Annotated in this window: 18 protein-coding genes and 1 tRNA gene; 11 read left to right on the top strand and 8 right to left on the bottom strand. The window is 69.9% G+C overall.

Annotated elements, in window-relative coordinates; all coding sequences use genetic code 11:
• Window positions 1–4 precede the first annotated feature (4 nt).
• Both KIH74_RS03865 and gabT read right to left on the bottom strand, forming a co-directional pair.
• Window positions 5–1,423, bottom strand: coding sequence for an NAD-dependent succinate-semialdehyde dehydrogenase (locus KIH74_RS03865; RefSeq protein WP_214154304.1), 1,419 nt, complete (start codon window positions 1,421–1,423; stop codon window positions 5–7).
• A 3-nt stretch (window positions 1,424–1,426) separates the two neighbouring features.
• Window positions 1,427–2,740 carry a 4-aminobutyrate--2-oxoglutarate transaminase gene (gene gabT / locus KIH74_RS03860; protein WP_214154303.1) on the bottom strand — a complete coding sequence of 438 codons (1,314 nt, stop codon included), beginning with the start codon at window positions 2,738–2,740 and terminating at the stop codon, window positions 1,427–1,429.
• A 71-nt stretch (window positions 2,741–2,811) separates the two neighbouring features.
• Between gabT and KIH74_RS03855 the strand changes: the two genes are divergently transcribed.
• The 10 genes from KIH74_RS03855 (at window position 2,812) to KIH74_RS03810 (ending at window position 12,182) form a co-directional block, all read left to right on the top strand.
• Window positions 2,812–3,699 (top strand): LysR family transcriptional regulator, encoded by an 888-nt coding sequence (locus tag KIH74_RS03855; protein ID WP_246571468.1) that lies wholly within the window; start codon window positions 2,812–2,814, stop codon window positions 3,697–3,699.
• A gap of 100 nt (window positions 3,700–3,799) precedes the next feature.
• A complete protein-coding gene (locus KIH74_RS03850) occupies window positions 3,800–5,137 on the top strand; it encodes a flavin monoamine oxidase family protein (RefSeq protein WP_214154301.1) in 1,338 nt (445 codons plus the stop codon).
• A 339-nt stretch (window positions 5,138–5,476) separates the two neighbouring features.
• A complete protein-coding gene (locus KIH74_RS03845; protein WP_214154300.1) occupies window positions 5,477–6,376 on the top strand; it encodes an ABC transporter permease in 900 nt (299 codons plus the stop codon).
• Entirely contained in the window at window positions 6,376–7,167 is a 792-nt protein-coding gene (locus KIH74_RS03840) for an ABC transporter permease (protein ID WP_214154299.1), read from the top strand. The genes KIH74_RS03845 and KIH74_RS03840 overlap by 1 nt, the downstream gene beginning before the upstream one ends.
• Window positions 7,168–7,204: 37 nt before the next feature.
• Entirely contained in the window at window positions 7,205–8,281 is a 1,077-nt protein-coding gene (locus KIH74_RS03835; protein ID WP_214154298.1) for an ABC transporter substrate-binding protein, read from the top strand.
• A 31-nt stretch (window positions 8,282–8,312) separates the two neighbouring features.
• Entirely contained in the window at window positions 8,313–9,434 is a 1,122-nt protein-coding gene (locus KIH74_RS03830; protein WP_214154297.1) for an ABC transporter ATP-binding protein, read from the top strand.
• A complete protein-coding gene (locus KIH74_RS03825) occupies window positions 9,431–10,246 on the top strand; it encodes a carbon-nitrogen hydrolase family protein (protein WP_214154296.1) in 816 nt (271 codons plus the stop codon). The genes KIH74_RS03830 and KIH74_RS03825 overlap by 4 nt, the downstream gene beginning before the upstream one ends.
• Window positions 10,247–10,272: 26 nt before the next feature.
• Window positions 10,273–10,950, top strand: a complete 678-nt coding sequence (locus KIH74_RS03820; RefSeq protein WP_214154295.1) for an RraA family protein — start codon at window positions 10,273–10,275, stop codon at window positions 10,948–10,950.
• Window positions 10,947–11,678 (top strand): 3-keto-5-aminohexanoate cleavage protein, encoded by a 732-nt coding sequence (locus tag KIH74_RS03815; RefSeq protein WP_214154294.1) that lies wholly within the window; start codon window positions 10,947–10,949, stop codon window positions 11,676–11,678. The genes KIH74_RS03820 and KIH74_RS03815 overlap by 4 nt, the downstream gene beginning before the upstream one ends.
• A 21-nt stretch (window positions 11,679–11,699) precedes the next feature.
• On the top strand, window positions 11,700–12,182 hold the full coding sequence (locus KIH74_RS03810; RefSeq protein ID WP_214154293.1) for an Lrp/AsnC family transcriptional regulator: 483 nt from the start codon (window positions 11,700–11,702) through the stop codon (window positions 12,180–12,182).
• Window positions 12,183–12,198: 16 nt separating this feature from the next.
• Here the strand turns inward: KIH74_RS03810 and KIH74_RS03805 are convergent, their stop codons facing one another.
• From KIH74_RS03805 to KIH74_RS03780, 6 genes are all read right to left on the bottom strand, one after another.
• Window positions 12,199–12,705, bottom strand: coding sequence for an Lrp/AsnC family transcriptional regulator (locus KIH74_RS03805; protein ID WP_214154292.1), 507 nt, complete (start codon window positions 12,703–12,705; stop codon window positions 12,199–12,201).
• Window positions 12,706–12,725: 20 nt separating this feature from the next.
• Window positions 12,726–13,661, bottom strand: a complete 936-nt coding sequence (locus tag KIH74_RS03800; RefSeq protein ID WP_214154291.1) for a nucleoside hydrolase — start codon at window positions 13,659–13,661, stop codon at window positions 12,726–12,728.
• Between the two features lie 50 nt (window positions 13,662–13,711).
• Window positions 13,712–14,398 (bottom strand): IMPACT family protein, encoded by a 687-nt coding sequence (locus KIH74_RS03795; protein WP_214154290.1) that lies wholly within the window; start codon window positions 14,396–14,398, stop codon window positions 13,712–13,714.
• Window positions 14,399–14,575: 177 nt separating this feature from the next.
• Window positions 14,576–14,803, bottom strand: coding sequence for a helix-turn-helix transcriptional regulator (locus tag KIH74_RS03790; protein ID WP_214154289.1), 228 nt, complete (start codon window positions 14,801–14,803; stop codon window positions 14,576–14,578).
• Between the two features lie 348 nt (window positions 14,804–15,151).
• Window positions 15,152–15,228 (bottom strand) — tRNA-Met (locus KIH74_RS03785).
• A 149-nt stretch (window positions 15,229–15,377) separates the two neighbouring features.
• On the bottom strand, window positions 15,378–16,559 hold the full coding sequence (locus KIH74_RS03780) for a GH12 family glycosyl hydrolase domain-containing protein (RefSeq protein ID WP_214154288.1): 1,182 nt from the start codon (window positions 16,557–16,559) through the stop codon (window positions 15,378–15,380).
• A 406-nt stretch (window positions 16,560–16,965) separates the two neighbouring features.
• Here KIH74_RS03780 and fucO point away from each other — a divergent pair, with 406 nt between their 5' ends.
• On the top strand, window positions 16,966–18,117 hold the full coding sequence (gene fucO / locus KIH74_RS03775) for a lactaldehyde reductase (RefSeq protein ID WP_214154287.1): 1,152 nt from the start codon (window positions 16,966–16,968) through the stop codon (window positions 18,115–18,117).
• Window positions 18,118–18,169 lie beyond the last annotated feature (52 nt).

Raw genomic sequence — 18,169 nt, 5'->3', positions numbered from 1 at the left:
GGCGCTACCAGGCCACGCTGAAATACTGGGTCTCGGTGTACTCCTCCAGCCCGGCGCGGGCTCCCTCGCGCCCGATGCCGCTCTGCTTGAACCCGCCGAACGGGGCGGACGGGTCCGAGACCAGGCCGCGGTTGATGCCGACCATGCCGGCCTCGATCCGCTCGGCCAGCTTCAGCGCCGCACCCAGGTCACCGGCGAAGACGTAGGCGGCCAGGCCGAATTCGGTGTCGTTCACCTGGGCCAGCAGCTCCGCCTCCGAGGTCCAGGTGACGATCGGGGCGACCGGCGCGAAGATCTCCTCGCGCACCACGTCCGACTCCGCCGTCACGCCGGTCAGCACGACCGGGGTGAAGAAGTGCCCGGGCGCGGTGGCCGGAGCGGCCCGGTGCGCCACCCGGGCGCCGGTCACCAGGGCCGACTCGACCAGGCGGGTCACGTTGGCCAACGCCTTCGCGGAGATCAGCGGGCCGATGTCCGAGCCCTCGCAAGCCGGCCCGACCACCAGCTTCTCGACCCGGGCGCCGAGCCTGGCGGTGAATTCCGCGGCGACGTCGGCGTGCACGTAGAACCGGTTGGCCGCGGTGCAGGCCTGCCCACCATTGCGGAACTTGGCGATCATCGCACCGTCCACCGCGGCGTCCAGGTCGGCGTCGGCGGTGACCACGAACGGCGCGTTGCCGCCGAGTTCCATCGACGTGTTCATCACCCGGTCCGAGGCCTGGCGCAGCAGCTGGCGCCCCACGTTCGTCGAGCCGGTGAACGAGATCTTGCGCACCCGCGGGTCGTCGGTCCAGGCCTTCACGATTGCCGGGCCGTCCAGCCCGGGCACGACATTGACCACGCCGGACGGGATTCCGGCCTCGTGCATCAGCCGGGCCACGGCCAAGGCGGTCAGGGGTGTCTCGGCGGCGGGCTTGAGCACCACCGTGCAGCCGGCGGCCAGGGCCGGGGCGATCTTGCGGGTGGCCATGGCGGCCGGGAAGTTCCACGGCGTCACCAGCGCCGCCACGCCGACCGGGTGGTGGGTGACCACGGTGCGGGTGCCGCCGGCCGGTGAGGAACCGAAGTCGCCGTGCGGGCGCACGGCCTCCTCGGCGAACCAGCGGAAGAACTCGGCCGCGTAACCCACCTCGCCCCGGGCGTCCACCAGCGACTTGCCGTTCTCCGAGGCGATCAGCGCGGCAAGTTCCTCGGTGTCGCGCAGCATCAGCTCGCGGGTCCGCATCAGCAGGTCGGCCCGCGCCCGCGGGGCGGTGGCCGACCAGGCCGGCAGGGCCGCGGCCGCGGCGTCCACGGCGGCCACCGCGTCGGCCGGGCCGGCGTCGGACACCCGGGCGACCACGGCGAGCGTGGCCGGGTCGACGACGTCGAACTCGCCCCGCTCCCCCTCCAGCCAGTTACCGTCGATCAGTACGTCGTTCACGACTCAGTTCTCCTTCAGCGCGGCGGCGATCACGTCGAGGCCCTCGGTGAGCAGCTCGTCGGAGATGCTCAGCGGCGGCAGGAAGCGGATCACGTTGCCCCAGGTGCCGCAGGTCAGGGTGATCACGCCCTGCGAGTGCGCATGAGCGGCAACGGCTTTGGCGAGCGCCGCGTCGGGCTCACCGGTGGCCGGGTGGACGAACTCGGCGGCCAGCATGGCGCCCCGGCCCCGCACGTCACCGATCCGGGGGTCGTCCAGGGCGCTCAGCCGGCCGAGCACCAGGGTCTCGATCTGCCGGGCCCGCTCCAGCAGGCCGTCCCTCTCGATCGTCTCGATCACGGCGAGCGCGGCGGCGCAGGCCAGCGGGTTGCCCCCGTAGGTGCCGCCGAGTCCACCGGTGTGGACGGCGTCCATGATGTCGGCCCGGCCGGTGACGGCCGACAGCGGGAGCCCGCCGGCGATGCCCTTGGCACTCACCACCAGGTCGGGCACGACGTCTTCGTGCTCCACCGCGAACATCGTTCCGGTGCGGCCGAATCCGGACTGCACCTCGTCGGCCACGAACACCACGCCGTTGGCGGTGCACCAGTCGGCCAGGGCCTTCAGGAATCCCGGTGCGGGGACGACGAAACCGCCCTCGCCCTGGATCGGCTCGATCACCAGGGCAGCGAGATTGCCGGCCCCGACCTGGGTCTCGATCTGCGACAGCGCACGCCGGGCGGCCTCGGGCCCGGAGAGGCCGTCGCGCGAGGGGTACGACATCGGCGCCCGGTACACCTCTCCGGCGAACGGGCCGAACCCGTGCTTGTAGGGTGCCACCTTCGCGGTCATCGCCATGGTCAGGTTGGTGCGGCCGTGGTAGGCATGATCAAACACCACCACGGCGTCGCGGCCGGTGTACGAGCGCGCGATCTTGACCGCGTTCTCCACCGCCTCGGACCCGGAATTGAACAGGGCGGAACGCTTTTCGCCGTCGCCCGGGGTCAGCCGGGCGAGCGCCTCGGCAACCGCCACGTAGGACTCGTACGGCGTGATCATGAAGCAGGTGTGGGTGAACTCGGCCACCTGGGCCCGCACCGCCTCGACCACGCGGGGCGCGCTGCTGCCGACCGTGGTGACCGCGATGCCCGAGCCGAGGTCGATGAACCGGTTGCCGTCGACGTCCTCGACGATGCCGCCGGCCGCGCGGGCGGCGAAGACCGGCATCGTGGTCCCCACACCGGGGCTGACGAAGGCCTGCTTGCGCTGCATGAGGGCGGCCGAGCGGGGGCCAGGCAGCTCGGTGCGCAGCAGGCGGGACTGTTCGAGTTCGGGCATGTGTCGAGGGTGCGACGTCGTCCATCATGTTGTCCAAGACCTGTTCAGCACTATCTTCATGCTTCGTGAGCATGAACCTGCGGCTGCTGCGCTATCTCGTCGAGACCGTGGACGCAGGCTCCGCCACCCGTGCCGCCGGGCGCCTGCACGTGACCCAGCCGGTGCTGTCGCGACAACTACGGCAGCTGGAGCAGGACCTGGGCCTGCCGCTGTTCGAGCGGCAGGGGCACCGGCTGCGGCTGACCCCGGCGGGTGAACATTTCCTGCCCCTGGCCCGGAACCTGCTGCGGCAGGCGGACGAGGTGCGGCGGGCCGCGGCCAGCATCGCCGGCGGGCGCCTGGACCAGGTGCACCTGGCCGTGCCGACCACGACGCTCAGCGACGTGCTGGCCCCCTTCCTGGCCACGCTGCGCCCGGACGACCCGGTGCCGTTCGTGCGGCAGCTCGACCCGCGCGGCGCCGACGTGGCCCTGCACTCCGGCGCCGACCTGGCCATCGTCACCCGGCCACCGGCCCGGCCCCTGGCCTCACTGGCCCTCGCGGTGCTGCCGGTCTGGGCGCAGGTGCCTGCGGCCCACCCTCTGGCCACGCGGTCGACGGTGGACGTCGGTGAGCTGGCCGGGCACCCCCTGGTGCTGCTCACCGAGGACTTCCGGCCCCGGCAGTTGCTCGACGAGGCGGTGGCCGCCGCCCAGGTGAGCTACCGGGAGACCATCGACTGCACGAACGCCCAGGTGGCGCAGGCCCTCGCGGCGGCCGGCCGGGGTGTGGCGGTGGTGTCGGACGACCCCCGGTTCGGGCTCACTCCGCTGGGGCTGACCGGGCCGGGCGGGCCGGTACGCATCCATCTGTATGCCGCCTGGGATCCCCGTCATCACGCCGAACCCACGCTGGCCGGGCTGGCCGGCCGGCTGGCCGCGTTCTGCGCCGAGCAGTACGGATCCAGCGTCGTCCCATAATTTTTGCTGTTGATTTCGTCGTTGTTAACCGCACTTGACGCTGATTCGAGCGTCGCTGACACTCATGACGACGATATACGCACCTCTTGGGAGCCCGATCATGAAGTCCGAAGTCGACGTCGTAGTGGTGGGCGCCGGTGTCACCGGCCTGACCGCGGCCACCCGCCTGGTGAAGGCGGGGCGCAGCGTGGTGGTGCTGGAGGCCCGCGACCGCGTCGGCGGCCGGCTGTGGACCGACACGGTGGACGGCGTGCGGCTGGAGCTCGGCGGGCAGTGGGTCTCCCCCGACCAGTCCGCCCTGCTGGAGACGATCGACGAGCTCGGGCTGAAGACCTTCTCCCGCTACCGCGAGGGCGAGGGCGTCTACGTCGGCCGCGACGGCGTCCGGCGTACCTTCTCCGGTGCCTCGTTCCCGGTCTCCGCCCGCACCGAGGCCGAGGTGGACCGGCTCACCGCCGTGCTCGACGACCTGGCCGCGCGGATGGACCCGCTGAACCCGTGGGACATGCCCGGTGCCGCGGAGCTCGACCAGGTCTCGTTCGCCGCCTGGCTCGAAGGGCAGACGGACGACGAGGAGGCGCGCGACAACATCGCCCTCTACATCGGCCCGGCCATGCTGACCAAGCCCGCCCACGCCTTCTCCGCCCTGTCCGCCGTGCTGATGGCCGCCAGCGCGGGCAGTTTCAGCAACCTGGTGGACGCCGACTTCATCCTGGACAAGCGGGTGGCCGGTGGGCTCCAGCAGGTTCCGCTGATGCTGGCCGCCGCCCTCGGCGACCGGGTGGTGACGGGTTCGCCGGTCACCTCGATCGCCCACGACGCCGAGGGGGCCACCGTCACCACCGCGACCGGGCAGTGGCGGGCCAAGAAGGTGATCGTGGCCGTGCCGCCGACCCTGGTGTCACGCATCGCCTTCAGCCCGAACCTGCCCCCGATCCAGATGCAGGCCCGGCAGCACACCTCGTTCGGTCTGGTGATCAAGCTGCACATCACCTACGCCACGCCGTTCTGGCGGCAGGCCGGCCTGTCCGGCACCGCGTTCAGCCCCTACCAGGTGGTGCACGAGGCCTACGACAACACCAATCACGACGAGACCCGTGGCACGCTGGTCGGTTTCGTGTCGGACGAGAACGCCGACCGGCTGCTGGCGCTGTCCGACGGCGAACGCCGTGCGCAGATCCTGGCCTCGCTCTCCGCCTACTACGGTGAGCAGGCCCTGGAACCCGTGGCCTACTACGAGAGCCAGTGGATGGCCGAGGAGTGGACGGCGGGGGCCTACGCCACGAGCTTCGACATCGGCGGCCTGACCCGCTACGGCGCCACGCTGCGCGAGCCGGTCGGCCCGGTCTCGTTCGGCACGTCTGACGTGGCCGGCCTCGGTTTCCAGCACGTCGACGGCGCGATCCGGATCGGGCGGATGCTGGCCGACGCCGTCTGACCTCCTCGAAAACGCCGTACGGCCCGGGTTCTCGACGAATCCGGGCCGTACGGCGTTTTGCGGTCGAAAAAGGGCGATTCATTCATGATCTCGGCGTTTCACCGGTGCACCTGGCGCGCCGCCGACCCCTCCCCCGAATCCCGCAGCGCACGTTCTCCCAGGTCAGCACGCCCTTCAGAGCAGAGTGACCTGGCCCACCCTGCGAAATGCGTTGATGAGAAACCTACCTACGACGGGTTCCGACGCCCCTGGCCATATCCGAAGGTCTCCGCGTTCACGCACGATTAGGCATCTCGTAAGGACGGACCTCCACACACGGGGAAGGACGGGAATCCACTGATGAGCGCGAGCACCGCACCGGCACAGGCAGGACGGGCACTACGGGCACCGGCCCGCGGCACCCTGCTCGGGTACCTCATGTTGCTGCCCGCCGTCGCGGTGATCGTCCTGCTGGTCATCGTGCCGATGGCGGTCATCGCCCGGCAGAGCTTCGCCCTGAGCGACCCGCTGCTCGGCGGCGACGTCGGCGGTTTCACCTGGGCCAACTACACCAAGCTGCTCGACCCGGTGTACGCCAAGACGATGGGCTACAGCCTGGCCATGGCCGCGCTGAACGCGGTGGTCTGCCTGGTGGTCGGATACGCGGTGGCCTTCTACATCGCCACCCGGCCGGCCTCCCGCCAGCCGGTGCTGCTGATGCTGGTGATCATCCCCTTCCTCACCGACTTCCTGGTGCGCTCGTTCGCCTGGATCACCCTGCTGGGCTCGGGCGGGCCGTACGTGAAGCTGGCCCGGCTACTGGGTTTCGACGCGAGCTCGCTGGTGCCCTCGCAGTTCGCCGTGGTGATGTCGCTGCTCTACGCGTTCCTGCCGGTGGCGGTGTTCCCGATCTACGCCGCGATGCGCTCGATCGACCCGTCGCTGCGCGAGGCCGCCGCCGACCTCGGGGCCGGCTGGTGGCAGACCCACCGCCGCGTCTACATCCCGCTCTCCGCCTCGGGTATCGGCTCCTCGGTGATGCTGACCTTCGTGCCCACGCTCGGCGTGTTCGTCATCCCGGTGCTGCTCGGCGGCGGAAAGGACCCACTGGTCGGCAATCTCATCGTCACCCTGTTCACCGAGTTCCGGAACGAGCCGCTCGGCGCCGCGATGTCGATGGTGGTGCTGATCCTCATGCTGCTCTCGGTCGCGGTCGTCGCCGGCCTGCTCCGCCTGCTCTCGAACCGGAAGGCCGCCTGATGGACACCGTGATGGACCGTGTGGTCAGCTGGTTCGCCCGGCTGGTCTTCGTCTTCCTCTACATCCCGATCATCGCGGTCGTGGTGTACAGCTTCAACGCCTCCGAGGTGAGCTACCGGTTCACCGGCCTGACCACCCGCTGGTACGGCGAGTTGTTCCACGACGAGCGGCTTCTCGAGACCCTGCGCACCAGCGCGATCGTCGGCCTGCTGGCCGGCCTGGCCGCCACCGCGATCGGGTTCCTCACCGCCTTCGCCCTGGTGCGCTACCGGGTGAGGGGCCGGGCGTTCTTCCTCGGCGCCATCCTGATCCCGCTGATCGTGCCCGAGATCGTGCTCGGCGTATCGCTCCTCACCATCTTCAGCACCGCCGGCATTCCGAACGGCCTGCTCACCATGGTGCTCGGCCACATCGTGATCACCCTGCCACTGGCCACCCTGGTGCCGATGGGTGCGATGGCCGCGCTCGACCCGAGTCTGTCCGAGGCCGCCACCGACCTCGGCGCCACCGGCTGGATCACCTTCCGCCGCGTGCTGTTCCCGCTGCTGCGGCCGTCGATCCTGGCCGCGTTCCTGCTCAGCTTCACCACGTCGTTCTCCAACATCGTGATCTCGACGTTCACCTCCGGCGTCGGCACCACCACGCTGCCGCTGCGGATCTACTCCACCCTGAAGACCGGCCTGACCCCGGAACTCAACGCCCTCGGCACGCTGCTCGTGCTCTTCACCCTGCTGGTCATCGCCCTCGTCGGGGTGCAGCAGATGCGCCGGATCCTGGCAAGCACCAACTGATTTCACTCACTGCCCCTGAGCGAAAGGTTCCCCCACCGTGAAGACCAAGGCCTATCTCGCGGCCGGCCTCGCCGCGACGTCCGTGCTCGCCCTGTCCGCCTGCGGCGGCTCGTCGAGCGGCGCCGCGGAGTCCAGCGACACCAACACCGGCGAGCTCGCCATCTACGCCTGGGCCGGGGAGATCCCGGACTCGGTGATCGACGGTTTCGAGAAGGAGACCGGGATCAAGGTCACCGTCGACACCTTCGACAGCAACGAGACGATGATCTCCAAGCTGGCGGCGGGCAACTCGGGCTACGACATCGTCGAGCCCAGCCAGTACGCGGTGCAGCTGATGGTGCAGCGCAACCTGCTGGAGAAGATCGACCAGACCAAGCTGGAGGGCTTCGACAACCTGGCCACGAAGTTCGTGAACCCGAGCTTCGACGAGGGCAACCAGTACTCGATCCCGTGGGCCTGGGGCACCACCGGCATCCTCTACAACGAGGACTGCACCGGCGGTGAGATCACCGGCTGGTCGGACATGTGGGACTCGAAGTACAAGGGCAAGATGTACATGCTCGACAACATGCTGTCGGCGTACATCGCCGGTCTCCAGGTGCAGGGCCTCTCGGCCACCACCACGTCGGAGGCCGACATCTCCAAGGCCACCGACAAGCTGCTGGAGCAGAAGGACCTGCTGGCCGGTTACAACAGCGACAACTACGCCGACCTGGTCGGTTCCGGTGACGCCTGCATCGCCGAGGCCTACAGCGGCACCACCTCGGCCAAGGCCGTCGCGGCCAACGACAAGGTGCACTACATCATCCCGGAAGAGGGCGGCACGCTCTGGACCGACTCCTTCTCGATCGCCGCGGGCACCGACAACACCTCCGGCGCCTACCAGTGGCTGAACTACACGCTGCGTCCCGAGGTGGCCGCGCTGCTGACCGACGACGCCTCGCTGGCCAGCACCAACACCGCCGCGATGGAGAAGGTCAAGGACCAGACGCTGGTGGACAACCCGGCGATCTACGCGCCGGAGGAAGACCTGAAGAAGTCCGAGTTCATCGTCGACCCGGGTGACGCGCTGACCTACTACCAGGACGGCTGGACCCGAGTCTCCGCCTCCTGATCACCCTTTCGACGAACTGGAAGAGCACACGATGACCCAGACGACGCCTGCTGTCCGGCTCCGCGGGATCACCAAGTCCTTCGGGAGCAACCTGGTGGTCGAGCCCCTCGACCTGGAGATCGGGCGCAACGAGTTCTTCAGCATCCTCGGCCCCTCCGGCTGCGGGAAAACGACTCTGATGCGCATGATCACGGGATTCGAGACGCCCTCGGGCGGCTCGGTGGAGCTGGACGGCAAGACCGTCGACCGGGTTCCGACCCGGCAGCGGGACCTCAACATGCTCTTCCAGAGCTACGCGCTCTTCCCGCACCTGTCGGTGTACGAGAACGTCGCCTTCGAACTGCGGGTGCGCAAGACCGCGAAGGCCGAGCTCGACACCCGGGTGCGGGAGGCGCTGGCCCTGGTCCGGCTGGAGGACTTCGCGAAACGCAAGCCGTCGGAACTGTCCGGCGGTCAGCGTCAGCGCGTGGCCCTGGCCCGGGCCGTGGTCGGCCGGCCCGCCGTGGTGCTGCTCGACGAGCCCCTCGGCGCGCTGGACCAGAAGCTGCGCAAGGAGATGCAGTTCGAGCTCAAGCGTCTCCAGAAGGAAGTGGGCATCACGTTCATCTACGTGACCCACGACCAGGAGGAGGCACTGACGATGAGCGACCGGATCGCGGTGATGAGCCACGGCCGGGTGCTCCAGGTGGCCAGCCCGACCGAGATCTACGACGCGCCCATCTCGAAGTTCGTCGCCGGATTCATCGGCAGCTGCAACCTGATCGACGGCGTGGTCACGGACGACAACGGTGGACGACGAGTGGTCGTTCCCGGCCTCGGCCCCGTACCCGCTACTCTCCCAGACGATTTCGCCACCGGGACGCCGGTCGCCCTCGGCGTGCGACCGGAACGCACCACCCTCACCGACCAGCCCTCGGAAGGTGCCTTCGAGGGCGTGATCTCCGAGCGGGTCTTCCTCGGCGACGAGTGGACCTACCACGTGCGGGCCGGCGACCAGACGCTCACCGTGCGGGTGCCCAGCGGCGAGATGTCCGCCGCCCTGGCCTCGCTGCCCGAGGGCGGCAGGGTCTGGGTGTCCTGGCCCGCCGCGGCCGGCCGGGTCCTGCCTGCCGACGCCACCGACGCCCCTGTCCTGAACGGATCCCCGGCATGAACCCCTCCCTGTCCGCCGCGGTGGTGCAGCTCGCCCCGACCGTCGACGCCGCCGCCAACCGTTCCCTGATCACCGGCCTGGTCGCCGAGGCCGCAGCGGCCGGGGCCCGGCTCGCGGTGCTGCCGGAGGAGGCGATGCTGACCGCCGGCGAGGTGAAGGACGAGCCGGTGGCCGATGTGGTGTCCCGGGAGTGGCCGCTGTTCGTCACGCTGCTGTCCGACCTGGCCATCGAGCACGACATCTGGCTGATCGCCGGGGGTTACGAGCCCTCCGGCCAGGCGCGGCCCTACAACACCCTGGTCGTGCTGAACCCGCGCGGCGAGGTGGTCACCACCTATCGCAAGGTGCACCTCTACGACGCGTTCAGCTACCGGGAGTCGGACTACGTGGTGCCCGGCGCCGAACTGCCGCCGGTGGTGATGGTCGAGGGTGTCGCGATCGGCCTGATCAACTGCTACGACATCCGTTTCCCCGAGCTGGCCCGCGATCTGGTGGACCGCGGCGCGGACGTGCTCAGCGTGTCAGCCGCCTGGGTCTCCGGCCCGGCCAAGGAAGATCACTGGACCACCCTGGTGCGCGCCCGGGCAATCGAGAACACCTGCTGGGTACTGGCTTCCGGAACCAGCTCGGCCGACTGCATCGGGCACAGCCTGGCGGTGGACCCGCTCGGCACGGTGCGCGCGGGGCTGGGCCCGGTGAAGACCGGGGTGGGCCTGGTGCAGATCTCGCTGGACCGCACCGCGGAGGTGCGCGAGAGCCTGCCCTCCCTCGCCAACCGGCGCCTGTCGGTGACCGTCGAGATCCCGGCCTGAACGACGTCCCCCATTAAGGAACTGGCATGACCCTGACCATCGGTACGCCGCCGCCGGCGCTCTCCCCCACGCTGACCGAGAAGCTGTCGCGCGTCTCCTTCCCGACCATCGGCCACTACCTGGAGGAGGGCTTCGTCGATCCCGCCGTCCAGCGCCAGTGCGGCACGAAAAAGGTTGTCGGCCGGGCTATCACGGTACGCCTGACCGCCCAGGACTCGACCGTTCTGCACCACGCCGCGGGCTGGTGCGAGCCCGGTGACGTGTTCGTCATCGACATGGGCGGCGACACCCGGCACGCCCCGGTCGGCGAGGTGCTCGGCGAGATCCTGGCCGCGCGCGGCGCGGCGGGCGTGATCATCGACGGCGTGATGACCGACATCGACGAGGTGGAGCCGCTCGGCCTGCCCGTATATGCCCGTGGGCGCAGCGTTCTCACCACCAAGCTGCTGCACCTGGACGCCGGCGGCCTGCACGTGCCGGTCAGCATCGGTGGCGTCACCGTGCAGCCGGGCGACGTGGTGCTGGCCGACCGAAACGGTGTTTTCGCCGCCGCACCGGCCGTTCTCGAGAGCATCGTCGACACCGCCCTGGCCGACGACGCCGAGGAGCCCGAACTGGTGCAGCAGGTGCGGGACGGGGCCCGGCTGGGCGACCTGACCGGCGCCACCGAGGCGATCAACAAGATTCTGGAGGCCCGTCGATGAGTGTCTTGATCAAGGCCGCCGTCAACGGCGGACGCGGCTACGCCGAGAACCCGGCCGTGCCGATCACGCCGTCCGAGATCGCCCGGGCCGCCTTCGAGGCCGTGCGGGCCGGGGCCGACGTGGTGCACGCCCACGCGCGCACCGCCGACGGCGGCCAGACCATCCACCCGGACCACGTCGCGGCCATGGTGCGCGCGGTGAAGGCCGTGGACCCGACCATCGTGCTGGGCACCACCACCGGCCTGTGGACCTGCTCCGGGCACGCCGAACGGATGAAACTGCTGGCGGACTGGCCGGCAGACGCCCGGCCCGACTTCGCCAGCGTGGCCTTCTGCGAGGAGGGCGCCGCCGAGGCCGCCGAACTGGTGCTGGCCCAGGGGATGATCCTGGAGTCCGCGGTGTGGGACCCGAAAGACGTCCCGGCGCTGCTGGATTCACCCACTCTGCACCAGAACGTCCGGATCCTGATCGAGCCCGAGGTGGAAGACGCCGACGAGGCCGTGGCGATGGCCCGCTCGATCGCCGCCCAGGTGCGGGCCGCGGGCGTCACCGCCCCGATTCTGTACCACGGCTACGAGGTCACGGCCTGGCCCCTGGTGCGGGCCGCGTTCGAGGACGGCTGCGAGACCCGGGTGGGCTACGAGGACATGCTGCTGCTGGAAGACGGCACCCCGGCCCCGGACAACGCGGCGATGGTGCGCCTGGCCCGCTCGATCGAGGCCGCCTGACCAGGTTTTAGGATGGCCCGCATGGCAGTCGACGAGATCGACCGCCGCCTGGTCGAGCTGCTCGGCGAGGACGGGCGGCGCACGTTCACCGAGATGGCCTCGATGATCGGGGTCTCGGAGGCGACCGTGCGCGCCCGGGTGCAACGGCTCACCACCGACGGCACCCTGCGCATCGTGGCCCTGTGCAATCCCCTGACCCTGGGCCACCAGTCGGTGCGGCTGCTGCTCACCGTGCGCGGACTGACCCCGCGCGCGGTGGCCCGCAGCCTGCTCGACCTGCCGATGATCGGCCACGTGGAACTGGTCTCCGGCTCGCACGACATCTACCTCGAGGGCACGGCCCGCGACCTGGGGCAGCTGGCCGACCTTCTCGACGAGCTGCGCCGCACCCCCGGGGTGGCCACGATCGACCAGTATGTGCTCACCCGGCTGTACAAGGACTACTCCTGGTCGGGCCTGCGCAACCCGGTCGGAGACCGGGCGCACGGCCTGGGCGGCGCCTGACTGCCTGAGTGGCGCCCTAGCTGGTTCCCGATGCCGGGTGCGGGCGGGTCGGGCGAGTGACCGGGTCGCGGAAACCGGCCCACAGGTAGGTGTCTTTCAGCACCTCCAGGGTGGTCGCGGTGTCGATCGACTCGATACCGGGCACCCGGCGGATCTTTTCGGACAAGAACGCCGAAATCTCCGGATGGCTGTCGAACCGGGCGTCGACGATCAGGTCGTAGCTGCCGATACAGCCCGCCACGTACTTCACCTCGGGCATCTCGGCCAGCGCCGTGGCCACCGCCGCCACCGTGGCCCCTCGCACCCGGATCGACAGATGCACTTCCAGCAGGCCGATTTTCGTCACGTTGGGCATGCCGACCACCTGGACGATGCCCAGTCCCAGCAACCGCTTGTACCGGGACCGCACACTGCCCTCGGAAAGACCCACGTACCGCCCGATCTCACCGAACGAGCGGCGGCCGTCGATGCGCAGCTGATCGATGATCTTCCGGTCGATCATGTCGACGGCCTCGATGTCCATGGGCCGATATTAGGCTGGCATCAGGCGGAGAGGCCGAGAAGGCTCTCCAGCAGCCAGGGACCGACCGGGTCGGCGATCTCGGTGACCACGTCCACCGCCGGGTGCTGCGCGCCGGCCTCCACCGCGACCGTGCGGCCCCGGGTCTCCCCCTCCAGCTCCACCCGGATGCCGGTGGAGCGCACCGTGGTGGCCGTGACCTGACCGGTCGCCAGCATCGTGGCCATCGGGTCGTGCAGCGCCGAGATCCGCCTGCCGTAACGGTCTTCGTGGAAGCTGAAGTAACAGTCGAGCATGCCGGCCAGGGCGTCGTGGAAGGTGGTGCCGCGGGCGGCCAGCGCGGCCTGGGCGGCGCCGTCGAGCGAGTGGGTCATCGTGACGTCGAGCGGCACCAGGGTGACCGGCCACCCGGCGCCGAGCACCCGGGCGGCCGCCTCGGCGTCGTTGTGGATGTTGGCCTCGGCGTGCGGGGTGATGTTGCCCTCGTGCCAGACCGCCCCGCCCATGATCGTCACGTGTCCCACCAGGCCGGGCAGGTCGGGGGCCTGATCCAGGGCCTTGGCCAGGTTGGTCAGCGGGCCGACGGCGATCAGGTGAAGCCGCCCGGCGTGCTCGCGGGCGGTCGCGACCAGCTGCTCGGCACCGGTGGCGGCGGCCACGGGACGAGTGGCCCGGGGCAGCTCGACGTCGCCGATCCCGTTGCCGCCGTGCACCTCCGGCGCCCCGCCGGCGTAGTCACCGGCGATCGGGTGGTGCTCGCCGACCGCGACCGGCACGTCGTCGCGGCCGAGCAGGGCCAGCAGGTCGAGCGTGTTGCGGGCGGCCTGGGCGGCATCGGTGTTGCCGCTCACCGTGCTGATGCCGACCAGGTCGACGTCCGTCCTGGAGACCAGCTGGGCCAGGGCCAGGGAGTCGTCGATCCCGGTGTCGCAGTCGAAGAAGACGGGCAGAGCGGGCAACGGGGACTCCTGCGGAAACGGTGGGGCGGTGACCAGGACGGCCGGGAAGCTTATCGCGTGTCGCCGTGGGCTCCGGAGAGGTGCTCCATCACCACGGTGGTGCCGCGCTCGGCCACCAGCCGGCCCGCGCTGGCGGCGGCGAGTGAGGCGTCGAGGTCGTCCAGCCGGGCGGGCGGCACGAGCAGGGTGATGGTGGCGTTCGCCGCGTAGTCCACACCGGCCACCTGGGCGTCGCGGGCGGCGGCCCAGTCCCGCAGCACGCCCTGGAGACGCCCGGCGTCCGGGTGCGGGACGTCCACGCTGACCCGGACGGCCGGGGTGCGCTGCACGACCGGAACCAGGTCGAGGGCCTCGGAGACGGCCGAGGAGTAGGCCCGCACCAGTCCGCCGGCCCCGAGCTTGACCCCGCCGAAGTAGCGGGTCACCACCGCCACCAGGTCGGTGAGCTCACGCCGGCGCAGCACCTCGAGCATGGGGACGCCCGCGGTGCCGGAGGGCTCACCCCCGTCGGAGGAACGCTGCTGGTCGGCGTGGGTGCCGATGACCATGGCGACGCAGTGGTGCCGGGCGTCCCAGTACTGCTTGCGCACCGCCGCGATGACGGCGTCGGCCTGCTCGGTGCTGCGAGCCGGGGCCAGGTGGGCGATGAACCGGGACTTCTTGACCACCAGCTCGTGCTCGAACGTCTCGGCGATGGTGGACGGGTAGCGCGCCACGTCGGGGGCCGGATCGTCCACGGTGTCACTCTACGGGAGCAGTTCTCCGGGGCCGGCGTAGCGGCCACCGCCCGGACGCCCTCCGGGGAGGCGGGGCTGTTCGGCCCGCATCCGGCCCCTTGCCCTCACCGGCGGCACCCCGACCTCGTCGTGGAGCCACGGCGACACGGGTCCCGTACCGCCAGGCATCGAGGGTCGTCACCGGGTGCGTACCTGGATGTCGACATCCAGCTCGCGCAGCAGCGCGAACAGCCGCAGGGCATAGCGCGTGCCCTGGCCGGACTCGACCTGATAGACGTACTTACGGTCTGCCCCGATGGCATCAGCCAGCTGCTCCTGGGTCATCTCGGCTCGCTCACGCACCTCACGCACGAAGGCACCCAGCTCAGCCGGGCCGTTCACCCGGGCCCAGATCGATTCAGCCATTCCACCACCTCCTGTGGGTCAATATTGACCCATTCCGTCAGTGGGTCAATATTGACCCACGGTCATGACACCCATCCACAGTCACGTGCCACCGGGATGTCAGTCGGCGCGCAAGACGCGAAGCCGGGCGCGGCACGGAAGGCGTGAAGTGCGGCACCGGATCGAACCGCTCACGTCAGTCGCCGCCGCTCACGTCAGTCGCCGCTGGCCACGTCGGCCGATGCCGATCATGTCAACCGAGCCGGCGGCATCCCGGTCCCGTCAGACGCCGGTCACGCCAACGGATCCACGAACCGGCAAACGAAATGAGGCCTGGTCACCGTTAATTCGGTGACCAGGCCTCAACCGTGGTAGCGGGGACAGGATTTGAACCTGCGACCTCTGGGTTATGAGCCCAGCGAGCTACCGAGCTGCTCCACCCCGCGTCGATGAATAAAGACTATGCCACTCCCGTCAGGAAAGCGAATCGGCGCCGAAACCCGGCTCCGTACCGGGCAAAAGGGACACCGTGGATGCAGTCCGCCCCCGGAACCATCCGCAGGGTTCCGGGGGCGGCCTCCTTCACACCGTCGACTCAGCCGGCGGTGCAGGTCAGGGTCGGGGTGGCGGAGGAGCCGTCCACCTGCATCCCGAACGTGGTGCTGTCACCCTTGGCCACGCCGCCGTTGTAGCTGACGTTGCTCGCGGTCACGGTGCTGCCGGAGGTCTCGTTGGAGGCGTTCCACATCGAGGCCAGCTTCTGGCCCGACGGCCAGGTCCAGTTGACCTTCCAGCCCTGGGTGGCGCTGTCACCGGTGTTCTTCACGGTGACCTCACCGATGAAGCCGGAGCCCCACGACTGGGTCACCTTGTAGCTCGCGGCGCAGTCGCCGGTCTCGCCGCCCGTGCCGGTGCCCGGGTCGGTGGTGGTGGGCGCCGTGGTGGTGACGACCGGCGTCGCGGTGGTGGTGGCGGTCGGCTCAGTGGTGCCCGAGTCGTCCGGCGTGGTGCCGCCCGACCCGTCCGTGGTCACCGCGAAGTCGTCGATGCCCAGGCCCTTTCCACCGCTCCACGGCTCGAACCCGGCCTGGATGCTGGTGAGGTACCAGGAGTCCTGCGCGTAACCGCGGTCCACGGCGTCGTCGTAGAAGTCCGTCACCTTGTAGTCGACGGACGACGCCGCGGAGGTGCGGACGTACGAGACGACGTTCCAACCGCTGTTGCCGTACCAGACGTCCCAGGTGCCACCGGCCGTGGTCACCTCGCCGACCTTGGAGCCGACCGGCGAGGCGCCACCGGCGTGGTTGGCCCAGATCATGATCTCGGCGCCGGTGTTCTGGCCGTCCTTACGGGCGGTCGGGTCGAACCAGATGTCGTACGAGGCGTTCCAGACGCCACCGGTGTTGTAGGTGAACGAGGCCTGCGACCCGATCTTGTCGAACTCGCTGGAGCTGGCCAGGATCGGGGAGAAGTCGTTGGTGCAGTTGTTGTAGTGGCAGCCCCACACCAGCGACGGGTAGGCGGTCGGGGCGCCGCCGGAGTTGACGCCGTCCTGCTGGGTGATGGTGAACCCGTCGTCGGTGACGTCGATGCACTGGGTGGCGCTCGTCCCCCAGACGTTGTTCTGCACGATGTATTCGCCACCCTGGACCTTGGTGGAGGCGTACTGGTCGCAGAGGGTGGTCTCGACGGCCGAGGCCGGGCCGGACAGCACGATGCCGCCCCCGACGACGGCGGCGGCCACGGCGGTGGCGGCCAGCGCGATACGAGCCTTCATGAAAAGTGTCTTCTCTTTCCGGTGTCAGGGCACGCGGCGTCGAAAGCCACGATCGGACGGTTACGCCTGTCCAGTTGCCGTGGGGTTCCGGAAAGTTGCTCGCCGGGACGGATTTAGGGGTGATTTATCGAACCTCCCTGACTGACAGCACTTTCCGGTGAACAATTGAGCCTGGAGTGACGCCTGCTTAGTATTCGGCCAACAGACAGCCGCGCCGATCCGGTGACTGATCAGGTGACCGACCGCCCGGTGACCGACCGCCGAAAAGCCCCCACGAGCGTCCCTGATTGATGACTGCCGGCCCCGCCCCGGGGGCCCAATGATCGCTGAGGGCGGCACCCGGGCCGCCTACGCTCCAGATTGAAAGGTTTCAATACCCCTTCCGGGCTCGATCGGAGCAAGTGACATGGCGTATCGGATGATCTGGAACCAGACCGCCTACTTCGGCGCCGGCTCGATCGAGGTGATCCCCGGCGAGCTCGCCCGGCGCGGGTTCCGCAAGGCCTTCGTGGTGTCCGACCAGGTGCTCGTCGACACCGGCGTGACCGGCCGGGTCACCGCCCTGCTCGACGCCGCGCAGTTCCCCTACGAGGTGTTCTCCGACGTCCTGCCCAACCCGCCGATCGAGAAGGTGCAGGCCGGCGTCGCGGCGTTCGGGGCGGCCGGGGCGGACGTGCTGATCGCCGTCGGCGGCGGCTCCCCGCAGGACACCTGCAAGGCGATCGGCATCATCGTCGCCAACCCGGAGTTCTCCGACGTGCGCTCACTGGAGGGCGTGGCCCCCACGAAGAACCCGTCGGTGCCGATCATCGCGGTGCCCACCACGGCCGGCACCGCCTCCGAGACCACCATCAACTACGTCATCACCGATGTCGAGCGGCAGCGTAAGTTCGTCTGCGTCGATCCGCACGACATCCCGGTCCTGGCCGTCGTCGACTCCGAGATGATGGCGAGCGCCCCGCGCGGCCTCAAGGTCGCGACCGGCCTGGACGCCCTGACCCACGCCATCGAGGGCTACATCACCCGGGGTGCCTGGGAACTGTCCGACCTGTTCCACCTCAAGGCGATCACCACGATCGCCGGCTCGCTGAAGGCCGCCGCCGACGGCGACCCGGAGGCCGCGGAGCGCATGGCCCTGGGCCAGTACGTGGCCGGAATGGGTTACTCCAACGTGGGTCTCGGCCTGGTGCACGCCATGGCACACCCGCTGGGCGCGTTCTACTCCGCCCCGCACGGCGTCGCGAACGGCGTCCTGCTCGCCCCGGTGATGGCCTTCAACGCGGAGAACAGCGGCGAGCGTTACCGCGACATCGCTGTCGCCTTCGGGGTGGCCGACGCCGCCACCATGCCGCTGGACGAGGTCCGCGTCGCCGCCGTCGAGGCAGTCGCCGAGCTGACCCGTGAGCTCGGCAACCCGACCACGCTGGGCGAGATCGGCGCCCGGGAGGAGGACCTGCCCGCCCTGGCGCAGGCCGCCTTCGACGACGTCTGCGCCGGGGGCAACCCGCGCGAGGCCACGGTCACCCAGATCGAGGAGCTGTACCGCTCGATCCTCTGAGGCCGTCCGCACAACCAGGGACGCCCGTGGGCACCGGTCCGGTGCCCACGGG

Origin of the sequence: Kineosporia corallincola, from assembly GCF_018499875.1 — a bacterium.
Classification (GTDB): Bacteria; Actinomycetota; Actinomycetes; order Actinomycetales; family Kineosporiaceae; genus Kineosporia; species Kineosporia corallincola.
Note: the sequence above shows the minus strand (reverse complement) of the source record. Positions and strands in the feature narration are given on the sequence as shown.

Bases quoted from the DNA above. Each gene is read 5' to 3' on its own strand.
- KIH74_RS03850 (WP_214154301.1), top strand. From the start codon at position 3,800: ATGAAGTCCGAAGTCGACGTCGTAGTGGTGGGCGCCGGTGTCACCGGC.
- KIH74_RS03840 (WP_214154299.1), top strand. From the start codon at position 6,376: ATGGACACCGTGATGGACCGTGTGGTCAGCTGGTTCGCCCGGCTGGTC.
- KIH74_RS03780 (WP_214154288.1), bottom strand. From the start codon at position 16,559: ATGAAGGCTCGTATCGCGCTGGCCGCCACCGCCGTGGCCGCCGCCGTC.
- fucO (WP_214154287.1), top strand. From the start codon at position 16,966: ATGGCGTATCGGATGATCTGGAACCAGACCGCCTACTTCGGCGCCGGC.
- KIH74_RS03820 (WP_214154295.1), top strand. From the start codon at position 10,273: ATGACCCTGACCATCGGTACGCCGCCGCCGGCGCTCTCCCCCACGCTG.
- KIH74_RS03790 (WP_214154289.1), bottom strand. From the start codon at position 14,803: ATGGCTGAATCGATCTGGGCCCGGGTGAACGGCCCGGCTGAGCTGGGT.
- KIH74_RS03845 (WP_214154300.1), top strand. From the start codon at position 5,477: ATGAGCGCGAGCACCGCACCGGCACAGGCAGGACGGGCACTACGGGCA.
- KIH74_RS03830 (WP_214154297.1), top strand. From the start codon at position 8,313: ATGACCCAGACGACGCCTGCTGTCCGGCTCCGCGGGATCACCAAGTCC.
- KIH74_RS03825 (WP_214154296.1), top strand. From the start codon at position 9,431: ATGAACCCCTCCCTGTCCGCCGCGGTGGTGCAGCTCGCCCCGACCGTC.
- KIH74_RS03805 (WP_214154292.1), bottom strand. From the start codon at position 12,705: ATGGACATCGAGGCCGTCGACATGATCGACCGGAAGATCATCGATCAG.
- KIH74_RS03810 (WP_214154293.1), top strand. From the start codon at position 11,700: ATGGCAGTCGACGAGATCGACCGCCGCCTGGTCGAGCTGCTCGGCGAG.
- KIH74_RS03855 (WP_246571468.1), top strand. From the start codon at position 2,812: ATGAACCTGCGGCTGCTGCGCTATCTCGTCGAGACCGTGGACGCAGGC.
- KIH74_RS03815 (WP_214154294.1), top strand. From the start codon at position 10,947: ATGAGTGTCTTGATCAAGGCCGCCGTCAACGGCGGACGCGGCTACGCC.
- gabT (WP_214154303.1), bottom strand. From the start codon at position 2,740: ATGCCCGAACTCGAACAGTCCCGCCTGCTGCGCACCGAGCTGCCTGGC.